Genomic DNA, 12,630 nt, shown 5'->3' with positions numbered 1-12,630 from the left:
ATTAGCTGGCGCAAGCAACTACTTGATCCGAGGAGGAGAAATGGGCATCGCCGACGACGCGGTCGAGGTGCGCGCACAGGGCTGGCGCACGCTCGCCGCACTGCACGGACTGATCGAGGCCGAGCTCGAGCGTGCGCTCGCGGCATCCGTCGACCTCTCGGTCGTCGAGTACACGGTGCTCGACGCGCTCAACCGCCAAGACGGCTGGCACATGCGCATGCAGCAGCTGGCCCGCGCCGCGGCGCTCAGCCCGAGCGCGACGACGCGGCTCGTGAACCGCCTCGAAGACCGCGCGCTGCTCACGCGCATCCTCTGCGCCGACGATCGGCGCGGCATCTACACCGAGCTCACCGCCGCGGGCCGTGCGCTCTACGAGCGGGCGCGCCCGATCCACGACGCGACGCTCGAGCGCGTGCTCGCCGAGGCCGGTGAGCAGCCCGAGCTCGCGCCCGTCGTCGAGGCGCTGCACGGGGTGGCGCTGCCTGCAACTGCGGCCTGACCGGCGGGCGGCTCTCGATGCGGCGCTGGCGCGCCGACTCGACCGGCGCGCGGTCAGGCGGCGTTCGCCGAGATGTTCACGAGCCAGGTGACGTCGTAGCCGTCGGTGCACATGCCGAACGCATCGCCCCACGGCGCGACCTCGAGGGGCACGATCTGGGTGCCGCTCGCGAGCAGCTTCTCCCAGTAGCCGCGGAGCACGGCGTCGTCGTCGGGTCCGCCCGAGAGCGAGATCGAGATCGGCCCGCCCGTGCCGGGGTCGCCCATCGAGCTCGGGGTGTCGGCGCCCATCAGCACGACGCCCGTGTCGCCCTCGAGCTGGCCGTGCATGATCTTGTCGGCATCGGCCGGGTCGTCGGCCTGGCCGAACTCGGCGAAGGTGCTCGTCGTGAGCTCGCCGCCGAACACCGAGTGGTAGAAGTCCAGAGCGTCCTTCGCGTTGCCGGCGAAGTTGAGGTACGGGTTGAGCGTGACCATGGTGTGAGCCTTTCGATCTCGACGTGGCTGTCGAAGCCGATACTCGTCGCTCGCGCGGCCCACGGCAAGCCCCGCCGTAGTGGGCGTTGCGGCCAAGGGTGCGATGATCGCGCCGCTGCGAGATCGGGTCTTGACAGCGGCATCCGCTCGGCGTACTTTGTAATCAATCAAATGGTTGATCAATGAATGAGTTGGGAACAGGCGATGATCTTCGATCCGGGTGCAGACGACCGGCTCGACCGTGCCTTCATGGCGCTGGCCGATCCGGTGCGCCGGGGCATCATCGCCCGCCTGAGCCGAGGGCCGGCCACGGTCAACGAGCTCGCCGAACCGTTCGCGATCACCAAGCAGGCCGTCTCGAAGCACATCCAGGTGCTCGAGCACGCGGGGCTCGTCACGAGAACACGTGACGCCCAGCGTCGTCCCGTGCACCTCGCGGCGGCCCAGCTCGAAGCCCTCACCGCGTGGATCGACCGATACCGGCTGATCCACGAGCAGCAGTTCCGTTCGCTGGATGCGCTGCTCGCAGAAGCCCCCGGCTCCGACGCCGGGGCACCCGTCGCCCCCGATGCGCCGAACGCGCACGACGGCGACTCCGCTGAGCCCGGCGCCGCAGCCGGGCACGCCAGAGAAGAGAACTGAGATGACGAACCCCATCACCATCAACGCCCCCGAAGGCCTGCCCTTCATCGAGATCGAGCGAGAGTTCGACGCCCCCGTCGCCGCCGTCTTCAACGCGCACCGCGACCCCGAGCTCGTCAAGCGCTGGCTCGGGCCCAACGGCTACGAGATGCGCGTCGACCGGTGGGACTTCGTGCCGCAGGGCGGGTACCGCTACGTGCACGTCGACACCGAGGGCGAGGAGTACGCCTTCAACGGCACCTTCCACTCGGTGCGCGACAACGAGTTCGCGGTGCAGACCTTCGAGTACGAGGGCTTCCCCGACGTCGTCGCCGTCGAGGCGATGTCGTTCGAAGACCTCGGCGACGGTCGCACCCGTCTCCGCATCCACTCCACCTACCCGAGCCTCGAGGCTCGCGACGGCATGATCCAGAGCAACATGGAGCAGGGCCTCACCGAGGGCTACGCGCGACTCGATGGCGTGCTCGCCGCCTGACCGGGCTTGCGCACACCCCACCGGACGGAGCACCTCATGGACTGGACACTGGAAGTCGTCATCGTGCCGGTGAGCGACCTCGACCGCTCGATCGCGTTCTACCGCGACCGGGTGGGATTCGAGCTCGACCACGACACGCGGAGCGCCGACCTGCACATCGCGCAGCTCACACCCCGCGGCTCGGGCTGCTCGATCGTCATCGGCTCGCTGCCCTCGCAGAACCAGATGGCACCCGGCTCACTGCACGGCCTGCAACTGGTGGTGTCCGATGCGGTCGCCGCCCGTGAGGAGCTGCTGGGCCGCGGCGTCGAGGCGAGTGAGATCACCGTCTTCGACGAGCGCGACGGCGGCACCTTCTTCGGCTTCGCCGACCCAGACGGCAACACCTGGGCGGTGCAGCAGATCAAGGCCCGCGGCGAGCGGCCGCTCATCCCGGTGGAGGCGCGTCAGCGCTTCGGCGCCGAGCAGGAGGCCTGAGCGAGCGAGCGTATCGATCGGCCCGCCGGGCGAGCGATGCGATCGAGCGGATGCCGCGGAGCGGCCCTCATCGGAGGGCGGCACCCCGCGGCATCCGCACGCCTTCGCGCACTCGCGAAGGGGACCCGCAGCGTCCTGCGGGTCAGGCCGGCGCAACCGGCTGTCTGAGGATCGTTCGGAGCTTCTCGGGGGCGGTGCGCCGTGGGTCGCCGAGGTACACCTCGTGATGCCGGCCGTTGAACCGCAGGCCCTCGCCGGGCATGAACTCGTCGTGCAGGCGGGCGAGGGTCGGGCCCTCGTCGTCGTACGAGCCCACGTGGAGCGTCTGCACCGAGCGCCCCTCGGCCAGGCGCTCGAGCCGCACGAGGCCGGCAGCCGGAGCCTTCGCCTCGGCCTTGGCGATCGCCTCGGCGACGAGCTCGGGCGGCAGCCAGTCGGGCTGCCAGATCATCATCGTCCACGACCAGGCCGACTTCTCGCGCGTGACGAAGCTCGCGGGATCGTCGGCGCTCCAGAGCCCCTCGAGCGGCCCGACGACGTAGTCGCGATCGAGCTCGCGCTTGCTCTGGAACTTGGCGGAGTACGACACCGCGTACAGCGCCTCCAACGCCGACGCGTACTCGGGGGCGCTGTTCGGGTCGCCGTGCCCGTCGACCATGCAATAGGCGAGCTCGGGCACCTCGATGATCTCGAAGCGACCGCGCGGAGCGGAGTAGCAGGCGAGTTCGCGCTTCACGTCGTACTTGTCGGCCATGCGCACAGCCTCGCGCGACCCACCGACATGTGCCGCGACGCTCGCCGCGCGTGCGGTGGCTGCGCGGGCATGGCACGATCGGACGCGGGCCGCCCGGCAGAACGCGCCGCGTCGATCGCCCGACACCCGTTCCCCGATTCAGCACTGGAGCATCATGCAGACTCGCACCCTCGGCCGCACCGCTCGAACCGTCTCGGTCATCGGCCTCGGCACCTGGCAGCTCGGTGCCGACTGGGGTGACGTCGCCGAAGGCGATGCCCTCGCGGTGCTCGACACGGCGCACCGGGCGGGCGTCACGTTCTTCGACACCGCCGACGTCTACGGCGACGGCCGCAGCGAATCGCTCATCGGCGCGTGGCTCCGCGCGAACCCCGGGTCGGGGGTCACGGTCGCCACCAAGATGGGCCGGCGGATGCCGCAGGAGCACGCCAACTACTCGGCCGAGCACTTCCGCGCCTGGGTCGACCGCTCGCGCGCGAACCTCGGCGTCGAGACGCTCGACCTCGTGCAGCTGCACTGCCCGCCCACCTCGGTCTACGGCGATGACCGCGTCTTCGACGCTCTCGATGCGCTCGTCGACGACGGCTCGATCGCGGCCTACGGCGTGAGCGTCGAGCGCGTCGACGAAGCGCTCACGGCCATCGCCCGGCCGAACGTCGCGACCGTGCAGATCATCCTGAACGCGTTCCGCCTGAAGCCGCTCGACGAGGTGCTGCCCGCCGCCGTGGCCGCGGGTGTGGGCATCATCGCCCGGGTGCCGCTCGCGAGCGGACTGCTCTCGGGTCGCTATACGAGCGACACGATCTTCGCCGCGAACGACCACCGCAGCTTCAACCGGCACGGCGAGGCGTTCGACGTCGGCGAGACCTTCTCGGGGGTCGACTACGAGACTGGCGTGCGCGCGGCATCCGAGTTCACCGAACTGGCCCGCGAGGCCGCACCGACCGCGACGCCCGCCCAGGTCGCCCTCGCCTGGATCGCGGCGCAACCAGGTGTGAGCTCGGTGATTCCGGGCGCGCGCTCGCCGCAGCAGGCCCGGGCGAACGCCGAGGCCGGCTCGCTGCAGCTGCCGCCGTCGTTCGACGGGGCGGTGCGCGAGCTCTACGAGCGCGAGATCCGGGCCGCGGTACACGAGCGCTGGTAGCCGCCGCGAGCCCCGCGCGCCCCGCCCGACCCGCCCGCCTCGCCCGACCCGCCCGCCTCGCCGTGGGCTCGGGACCACTCGTATCGCACAGGAGCGTGGATATCGCCGGTCCCGTGCGATACGAATGGTCCCGACGTCAGCCTCAGCCCGCGTCGCCCGCCACCCGCGCAGCGACACCGCACCGGGAAATCGGCCGAAATACCCCCACTTCGGGTCACAACGTCGATACGCTGCACACGTGTGGTGTTAGCGGGGGGCTGACAGTGACGATTCCGGGTGCATCGCGCGGCGACTCGTCGCCGTGCGCTGCGAACGAAGCCGGCGTCGCCGCGAACCTCCTTCGACCCGTCGAACCGACGGGCAGATCCGAACACTCGGGATGTACGGAGGAAGGAATCGAATGATCACCAATCGAGTCATGGCGTTCGAGCGCGGCGGGGTCGCCGCGGCGCAGTTCGACGGCGGTGCAGGCAGGTTCAGGATGAATCGCATGCTCGGCCTCGCGCTCACCGGTCTCATCGTGGCCACGCTCGGCATCGCCGGGCAGGCGCAGGGCGCCGAGGCGGCTGCCGACCTCACCAGGTCGAAGCAGCTCGCGATCGCCGAGATCGGCGGTCAGGTCGGCATCGGCGCCGCCGGCGTCGACATCACGGGCCTTCGGGAGATCTCGGCCGCGTACTCGGCGACCGAGACGCTGCGCGCCGCGCTCGCTGCCCACGGCGAGGCGGTGGCCGCGCGGGTCGCAGCCCAGCTCGCCGCCGAGGCGGCAGCGGCCGAAGCTGCTGCGCAGGCAGCTGCTGCGCAGGCGGCGGCCGAGGCCGAGGCGCAACAGGTCGCGGGCGACGGCGACGACTGGTCGGGCGACTCGGATGCCGCGGCATCCGCTTCGGGCGAGGCGACCGGGGGAGCCGCTGCGGCCGCGCCGGCTGCGAACCCGTACACCTCGGAGTACTACCCGGGCCTTCCGGCGGCACCGCGCGACGAGGACTGCGGGCCGTGCACCGGCAAGGAGATGGTTCCCGTGTACTACAACGGCTCGTACGTGTGGGGCTGCGACGCCTGATCGGAGTTCGAAGTGCGGCGGGCGCCCGGGAGACCGGGCGCCCGTCGTCGTGAAGGGGCCGCCCGTTACGCCCGTCGAGCAGCGGCGAAGCGCCAGCCCGTGATCCAGTCGGGATCCTCGCCGTGCTCGTACGCGTACTCGCGGGCAGCGCTGCGGGCCGCGTGCCATTCGTCGGCGATCTCCGCGATGCCCGTGGCTCCCTCGAGCCCCGGCACGCGGTGCAGCACGTCGAGCGCGAGGCGGTACCGGTCGAGGTCGTTCAGGTGCAGCATGTCGAACGGCGTCGTCGTCGTGCCGCGCTCGACGAAGCCGCGCACGTGGATGTTCACGTGGTTCGTGCGCCGATAGGTCAGTTGGTGGATGAGCGACGGGTAGCCGTGGAACGCGAAGATCACGGGCGCCGAGCGGGTGAAGATCGCGTCGAACGCGCGGCCGGGCAGGCCGTGCGGGTGGTGCTGCGGGTCCTGCAGCCGCATGAGGTCGACGACGTTCACGAGGCGCACGCGCAGCTCGGGCAGTCGCTCGCGCACGAGCTGCGCCGCCGCGATCGCCTCGGTCGTCGGCACGTCGCCCGCGCACGCGATGACGACGTCGGGCTCGGATGCCGCGGCATCCGCTTCATCGAACCCCGGCTCGTTGCCCGCCCACTGCCAGACCCCGAGGCCGGCGTCGACGTGCGCCGCCGCGTCGGCGGGGGCGAGCCACTGCGGTTGCGGCTGCTTGCCCGCGACGACCACGTTGACCCGGTTGCGGGTGCCGAAGGCGTGCCGCATGACCTCGAGCAGCGTGTTCGCGTCGGGCGGCAGGTACACGCGCACGACCTCGGCCTGCTTGTTGACGACGACGTTCAGGAACCCCGGGTCCTGGTGGGAGAAGCCGTTGTGGTCCTGCCGCCAGACGTGCGAGGAGAGCAGGTAGGTGAGGCTCGCGACGTCGCCGCGCCAGGGCACCTGCTTTGCGGACTCCAGCCACTTCGCGTGCTGGTTGAACATGGAGTCGACGATGTGGATGAACGCCTCGTAGCTCGTGATGAGCCCGTGCCGGCCGGTCAGCAGGTAGCCCTCGAGCATGCCCTGCATGAGGTGCTCGCTGAGCGCCTCGATGACTCGGCCGTGTCGCGCGAGGTGTTCGTCGAGCGGATGCATCGCCTCCGCCCAGGCTCGCGCGGTGACGTCGAAGACGGCGCCGAGCCGGTTCGACAGCACTTCGTCGGGGCCGAAGAGTCGGAAGTCGTCGGGGTTCACGCGCATCACCTCGGCGAGCCACTCGCCGAGCACGCGGGTCGCCTCGCCTGAGCCGCCGCGCTCGCTGCCGTCGCTGCCGTCGCCGCCGACCGCGACGGTGTGCGGGGCGAGGGGCGGCAGCTCGAGCGGGCGGGCGATGCCGCTGTTGACGTGGACGCTCGTGTTCGCGCTCATGCGGAGGTCGCCCTCGGGGCGGAGGGCCGCGAGTGCGGCGGCCGGTCGCCCGTCAGCGTCGAAGAGCTCCTCGGGGCGGTACGACCGGAGCCACGCCTCGAGCATCGCGAGGTGCTCGGGGTTCTCGCGCACGCCGGCGAGCGGCACCTGATGCGCGTGGAAGGTGCCCTCGACCTGCACGCCGTCGACGACGCCGGGCCCGGTCCAGCCCTTCGGGGTGCGCAGCACGATGGCCGGCCAGCGCGGGGCGGTGTCGGCGAACGCGCCGGCCGCGGCATCCGCTCGGATCGAGGCGATGCGCTCGAAGGCGACATCGATCGCGTCGGCCAGGCGCACATGCACGGCCATGGGGTCTTCGCCCTCGAAGCCGCCGGTGACGAGCAGCGGCTCGTAGCCGTTGCCGCGGAAGAAGTCGACGAGCTCGGCCTCGGGGATGCGTGCGAGCAGCGTCGGGTTCGCGATCTTGAACCCGTTCAGGTGCAGGATCGGCAGCACCGCGCCATCCGTCACCGGGTTCAGGAACGAGTGGCCGCGCCAGCTCGCCGCGAGCGGACCGGTCTCGGCCTCGCCGTCGCCGATGACGCACGCGACCACGAGGCCGGGGTTGTCGAGGGCGGCGCCGAACGCGTGCATGAGCGAATAGCCGAGCTCACCGCCCTCGTTGATCGATCCGGGTGTCTCGGGCGCCGCATGCGACGGGATGCCGCCGGGGAACGAGAACTGACGGAACAGCCGATGCATGCCCGCGCGGTCGGCCCTCACCCCCGGGAACAGCTCGGAGTAGGTGCCGTCGAGCCAGGTGTTCGCAACCATCGCGGGCCCGCCGTGACCGGGGCCGCAGACGTAGATCGTCGGGGTGCCGCGCTCGACGATCGCCCGGTTCAGGTGCGCGTAGACGAGGTTCAGGCCGGGGGAGGTGCCCCAGTGGCCGAGCAGTCGGGGCTTGACGTCGCCCGGCTCGAGCGGGCGCTCGAGCAGCGGGTTCGCCATCAGGTAGATCTGGCCGACGCTGAGATAGTTCGCCGCGCGCCACCAGGCGTCGACGAGGTCGAGGGGCACGGATGTCGCGCGCCCGTGCTGTTCGCGTTCGTCGCGTTCGTCGCGTTCGCGTTCGCGTTCGTGTACGCGGTCGCGGTCGCGGTGCTCGTCGTGCTCGCCTGCCTCGGACATGGCTTCCCCTGTCGACTCGAGTGCCCTTCGAGCCTAGGTCGGTCATGCCCGCGGGCGCCACCGATAGGGTCGAAGGCGATGAGCTGCACAATCTGCCCCGGTGTCCGCGGCGGCCGTGCATGATCGACATCTTCACCGGCTTCGCCGTGATCGCGCTCGCCGTGTTCGTCGGTTGGGTCGCCGGGCGCACCGGCGTGCTCGGGCCCGAGGCGCGGCCCATCCTCGCCCGGCTGAACTTCAGCGTGCTCGCGCCGTTCCTGCTGTTCTCGGTGCTCGCGCAGGCCGACGTCGGCGCGCTCTTCTCGGTGCTGCTCCCGGTCTCGGCGATCGCGGCGGTCGCGATGATGCTCGTGTTCGGCCTCGTGGCGATGCTGCTGTGGCGACGCAGCCTCGAGCACACGGTCATCGGCTCGCTCGCGTCGGGCTACGTGAACGGCAACAACTTCGGCATCCCGATCGCGGTGTACATGCTCGGCGACGCGGCGTTCTCGGCGCCCGTCGTGCTGCTGCAGCTGCTGCTGTTCGCGCCGGTGGCGCTCGCCATCCTCGGCGCGCGGGTGCACGGCCACACCTCGGTGGCGGCGATCGTGCGCACGACCCTCACGAACCCGATCATCGTCGGCTCGCTCGCCGGAGTGCTCGTCGCGGTGTCGGGCCTCGAGCTGCCGCCCATCGTGATGGAGCCGATCGAGCTCATCGGGCACGCCGCGGTGCCGCTCATGCTCATCGCGTACGGGCTGTCGCTGCACGGGCAGCGCCTCTTCGCACCCGGCAGCGGCCGCCGCGAGGTCGTGCTCGCGACGGCGCTGAAGCTCGTCGCGATGCCGCTCACGGCGTGGGCGGTCGGGTCGTTCGTCTTCGGGCTCGACGGCCTCGAGCTCTATGCCGTGACGGTGCTCGCGGCGCTGCCGACGGCGCAGAACGTCTTCGTGTACGCCCAGCGCTACACGACCGCTGAACTCGTCGCGCGCGACACGGTGTTCCTCACGACGATCGGCTCGGTCCCGGTGCTCCTCACTGTGGCGCTCCTGCTCGGCTGAGCCCCGATCACGGTGGTCGGGAGCAGGATGGGCATGAGCCGGGCCGGTGCGAGCCGCCGCAAGCCGCCTCGGCCGGCCGCTCGAGCGAAGGAGACCGCGATGCCATTCCTCACCGATGACGATCGGCCGCTCGGCGAACTGCTGGTCGCGCAGCGCCCTGCAGGCGGCCACCGCTTCCAGGTGCGCGCGCCGTTCGCCTACCTCGACCCGGTGAGCGGGCTGCGCTACGAGGTGCCGGTGCAGGATGCCTCGGGCGACGACTCCGACCTCGCGTCGGTGCCGAGCGCCCTCTGGGGGCTCATCGCGAGCTACGGCCGTCAGTCGGCGCCGGCGCTGCTGCACGACCACCGTTCGGTGCTCGCCGCAAGGCTCGCCGATCGACGGGCCGCCCTCGCCCAGCGCCGCGTCGACGACCGGGTGTTCCGCACCGCGCTCCGCGAACAAGGGGTGCCGCTGCTCCGGGCGACGGTGATGTGGGCGTGGGTCTCGGCCGATCGCGAGCGGCAGTTCGGCGGCGCAGCCGGCGCGGTGTTCTTCGCGCAGGCGGTGCTCGGCGGCATCGTCGTGGCCGCGGCATCCGTCGCAGCATTCTGGAACCCGCTGTGGCTCGCGGCGCTCGCCGTCGTCGCCGTCGCCGCGCTCGTGTGGGGCCGGCTCGCCGCGCCGCAGCTCGTGCTGGCGTTCTCGATCGGGTGGCTGGGGCCGTTCGTGCTCGTGCAGCTCGCGGCGGCCCTGCCGTTCCGGCTCGTCGAGGCCGTGGTCGAGCTCGTCACCGGCGGCGACCCCGCAGGCGTGTTCCGGCCGACCGTGCGCGGGCGCTGACCGGCGGTTACTCGGTCGTTGCCGACTGCGGCCACTTGTGGAACCACCGCGCCCAGAGCTCCGCGCGCCGGCCCTTCGGCCGAAGGAGCTTCCGTCGTGCGTCGAGGTCGTTCTTGAACTCGTCGGTCTTCACCGCCGTGCGGAGCGTCATCGGCGCCGGGATCGCGGCGGCCGCCGCCGCATTCGCTCGCGGGTTGTTCGTCCGCGCGGCCACGACGATCGGAACCGGCGCATAGAGCGGCTCGACGAAGACGAAGACGGCGACGATCGCGAGCAGCACCGCGCTCACGAGCAGCCACTCGAGCGGCGGGCTCGCCCAGGCGAAGATCGCGAACCACACGCAGACGACGGCGCCCACGACGTACGCGGCCCGCGGGATCGAGCTGAGGATCAGCCAGTGGACGGGTTCGACCGGGCACCGGTCCCACTCGCGCGACCGGCGCGTGACTGTCGACAGGCGCTGGTTCAGCCAGACCAGCACGGCGAGGGTGAGGCCCGAGGCGACGAGCCAGCTCCACGGCCCGAACTGCGTCGGGTCGGTGAGGAAGGAGACGGAGGCGATCGCGGCCGGCACGGCCTCTGCGGGCTCCTGACCGCCCGGGAACACGCCGACGAGGAAGCCGATCGCACCGGCCACCCAGCTCGCGAACGTCGCGAAGGCGGCGCCGACGCCCGGCAGCCCGGGCAGGATCGCGGCGATCACGACCGCCGCGAGCATGTTCACGCCGAGCGATTTCTTGTCGATGACCGACAGGCGATTCTCGACCAGGGTGACCGCGGCCGGGGCCGTCGGGAAGTCCGGCCCGAGCAGCTGCCGCGCCGTGGGCTCGACGACCTGGATCGTGTTCTGGAAGTACACCGAGTGGTCGAGGAAGGGCTGGCTCGTGTTGTGCACGGCGTGCTCTTCGGGGCCGGCCGTGGTGGAAGCGGCGCCTCCCGGGAAGTAGGCGCTGCGCCAGCGCTCGCGGCGGCCGGGCGCCGTGTCGGCGATGGGGCCGGCCGAGAAGGGGTCCCAGATCGCCCAGTGGTTCGTCCACTTCACGCCGTCGCCCGCGCCGGGTTCGGCGTTGCGGTCGATCCACTTCTGCACGGGACGGTATTCGTCGGGCCGGCCGAGCCATCGATCACGGCCGAGCAGCACGACCGCCGCGCCGACCGTCGTGAGCCGGGTCACGTTGTACTCGCTCGGCTTGAGCTCCTCGAAGAGGGCGTAGGTCGCGACGGCGGCGCCCTGGGAGTGGGCGAAGAGGTGCACGTCGCCGCGGTCGCCGACGAGCTCCTTCGCCCTGGCGAGGGCGTCGCGCACCACGAGTCGCATGGCTGAGGCGCGCACCGGGCGCTCCTTCCAGGCGGCGACGTCGCCGATGGACTCGATGATGCCGTCGATGACGCCTTGGGCGACGTCCTTGAACCACGGGATCAGCAGGAGCGGGCTGAGGAGCGGCAGGATCGGCGTCAGCACCGCGGCGAGCAGCACGAGGAAGACCCAGGTGACGGCGAAGGCGATCGAGCACACGACGAGTCGCACGGCGTCGATGGCGAGGTCGACGCCCCGCGGGAGCATGCGGGGCATGCCCGGCGCCTTCGTCCAATGCTGCACGAGCGTGTACCAGGGCACGAGCACCATGGTGCCGAGGAAGAGGTCGAGCACGCGCCAGATCGTGCGCCACATGAAGACGACGGCCCACTGGAAGATCTGGCCGCGGTTCATCGGCACGAACGACTCCGACCAGCGCGCCTCGATGATCGCGACCTTCTGCACGATGTCGTCGGTCTCGTCGGCCGGCGCCTTCGCCGCCTGGGCGAGCGGCCCGGGGGAGCGTACGGTCACCGTGATCATCGGCAGATCGCCCGAGAGGTCGGACTCGAGGATCTCGACGCCGTGGCGCTCGTCGGCGCCGATCACGCGGTCGCGCGTGAGCCAGTCCATCCGGCCGAGGAGGGGCTCGGCCCACTCCAGCAGGATCTGGCTGCGGTAGGCGTCGCCCATGCCGTGCACGACGACGAGCGCCCGATCGAATTCGCCGGTTCCGGATGGCGCGGCACGGCGTCCGGCCGTCGAGTCGGAGGTGCCCGTCGTGCCGGTGCTGTCAGCGCCATCGGCGCCGGTGTCAGCACCGGTGTCGGCAGCGTCGACGTCGGCGTCCGCCGGCGGCGTGGCTGCTGACTCGTCGGGCGTGGGGCTGGGTGCGATCCGCATGGATTCTCCTCGAGCGAGTGCGTCTCAGCGAACGCTAGCGGCTCGACCGGCCCCGTGTCGCCTGTGCGGTCGCGGAGACGCGGGTCAGTGCGGGCCCTGAGTCTCCTGAGCTGCTCGATGCGTCCGAGCCCGGGCGTTGCGCCGGCGCAGCGAAGCGTAGGCGCCGAAGAGGCGCGGCACGACGAGGTACACGGCGAGCGGCACGACGACCACCGTCAGCGCGAAGGCGCGGAGCACGGGATGCCACGACTCGGAGACCGGCCCGATGAGGATCATGCCGATCGCGACGAGGGGGAAGATCGCGAGCCAGGTGATGACGGCGCGCACGTGCACCGAGGGCGGGGCGGGGGGAGCGACGGCGACCGAATGGATCGCGGCGGCGGTGGAATCGGTGCTGCCGACGGTACTGCTCATGGTTCTCCTCCGTATTTCCAACTGAACGGTTGTAAT

Annotated in this window: 13 protein-coding genes; 8 read left to right on the top strand and 5 right to left on the bottom strand. The window is 71.3% G+C overall.

Going from position 1 to position 12,630, the window contains the following annotated elements:
- Window positions 1–40: 40 nt before the first annotated feature.
- A complete protein-coding gene (locus VPH61_RS16880) occupies window positions 41–499 on the top strand; it encodes a MarR family winged helix-turn-helix transcriptional regulator (RefSeq protein WP_332064673.1) in 459 nt (152 codons plus the stop codon).
- A gap of 53 nt (window positions 500–552) precedes the next feature.
- Here VPH61_RS16880 and VPH61_RS16875 read toward each other — a convergent pair whose 3' ends face one another.
- Window positions 553–975 carry a VOC family protein gene (locus VPH61_RS16875; RefSeq protein WP_332064672.1) on the bottom strand — a complete coding sequence of 141 codons (423 nt, stop codon included), beginning with the start codon at window positions 973–975 and terminating at the stop codon, window positions 553–555.
- Window positions 976–1,179: 204 nt separating this feature from the next.
- On the opposite strand from VPH61_RS16875, the gene VPH61_RS16870 reads away from it, so the two are divergent.
- The 3 genes from VPH61_RS16870 to VPH61_RS16860 are packed head-to-tail and all read left to right on the top strand — an operon-like array spanning window position 1,180 to window position 2,569.
- Entirely contained in the window at window positions 1,180–1,617 is a 438-nt protein-coding gene (locus VPH61_RS16870) for an ArsR/SmtB family transcription factor (RefSeq protein ID WP_332064836.1), read from the top strand.
- A gap of 1 nt (window position 1,618) precedes the next feature.
- Window positions 1,619–2,092 (top strand): SRPBCC family protein, encoded by a 474-nt coding sequence (locus tag VPH61_RS16865; RefSeq protein ID WP_332064671.1) that lies wholly within the window; start codon window positions 1,619–1,621, stop codon window positions 2,090–2,092.
- Window positions 2,093–2,128: 36 nt separating this feature from the next.
- Entirely contained in the window at window positions 2,129–2,569 is a 441-nt protein-coding gene (locus tag VPH61_RS16860) for a VOC family protein (RefSeq protein WP_332064670.1), read from the top strand.
- 142 nt (window positions 2,570–2,711) lie between these two features.
- Here VPH61_RS16860 and VPH61_RS16855 read toward each other — a convergent pair whose 3' ends face one another.
- Window positions 2,712–3,323, bottom strand: a complete 612-nt coding sequence (locus tag VPH61_RS16855) for a GyrI-like domain-containing protein (protein WP_332064669.1) — start codon at window positions 3,321–3,323, stop codon at window positions 2,712–2,714.
- 154 nt (window positions 3,324–3,477) lie between these two features.
- On the opposite strand from VPH61_RS16855, the gene VPH61_RS16850 reads away from it, so the two are divergent.
- A complete protein-coding gene (locus tag VPH61_RS16850; protein ID WP_332064668.1) occupies window positions 3,478–4,467 on the top strand; it encodes an aldo/keto reductase in 990 nt (329 codons plus the stop codon).
- A gap of 400 nt (window positions 4,468–4,867) precedes the next feature.
- Window positions 4,868–5,530: a hypothetical protein gene (locus VPH61_RS16845; RefSeq protein WP_332064667.1), complete on the top strand. Its 663-nt coding sequence runs from the start codon at window positions 4,868–4,870 to the stop codon at window positions 5,528–5,530.
- Between the two features lie 65 nt (window positions 5,531–5,595).
- On the opposite strand, the gene VPH61_RS16840 is transcribed toward VPH61_RS16845, so the two are convergent.
- A complete protein-coding gene (locus VPH61_RS16840) occupies window positions 5,596–8,118 on the bottom strand; it encodes a phosphoketolase family protein (RefSeq protein WP_332064666.1) in 2,523 nt (840 codons plus the stop codon).
- Window positions 8,119–8,237: 119 nt separating this feature from the next.
- Between VPH61_RS16840 and VPH61_RS16835 the strand changes: the two genes are divergently transcribed.
- Together VPH61_RS16835 and VPH61_RS16830 are read left to right on the top strand one after the other, a co-directional pair.
- Window positions 8,238–9,158 (top strand): AEC family transporter, encoded by a 921-nt coding sequence (locus VPH61_RS16835; RefSeq protein WP_332064665.1) that lies wholly within the window; start codon window positions 8,238–8,240, stop codon window positions 9,156–9,158.
- A 99-nt stretch (window positions 9,159–9,257) separates the two neighbouring features.
- Entirely contained in the window at window positions 9,258–9,980 is a 723-nt protein-coding gene (locus VPH61_RS16830) for a DUF1353 domain-containing protein (protein ID WP_332064664.1), read from the top strand.
- A gap of 7 nt (window positions 9,981–9,987) precedes the next feature.
- Here the strand turns inward: VPH61_RS16830 and VPH61_RS16825 are convergent, their stop codons facing one another.
- Together VPH61_RS16825 and VPH61_RS16820 are read right to left on the bottom strand one after the other, a co-directional pair.
- Window positions 9,988–12,180 carry a hypothetical protein gene (locus VPH61_RS16825; protein ID WP_332064663.1) on the bottom strand — a complete coding sequence of 731 codons (2,193 nt, stop codon included), beginning with the start codon at window positions 12,178–12,180 and terminating at the stop codon, window positions 9,988–9,990.
- A gap of 84 nt (window positions 12,181–12,264) precedes the next feature.
- The gene (locus VPH61_RS16820) at window positions 12,265–12,594 is read right to left on the bottom strand and encodes a hypothetical protein (protein ID WP_332064662.1); all 330 of its coding nucleotides are present in this window, start codon (window positions 12,592–12,594) and stop codon (window positions 12,265–12,267) included.
- Between the last annotated feature and the right edge of the window lie 36 nt (window positions 12,595–12,630).

This window comes from Agromyces sp. CCNWLW203, assembly GCF_036576125.1.
Lineage (GTDB): Bacteria > Actinomycetota > Actinomycetes > Actinomycetales > Microbacteriaceae > Agromyces.
This window is presented reverse-complemented; position numbering and strand designations above follow the sequence as displayed.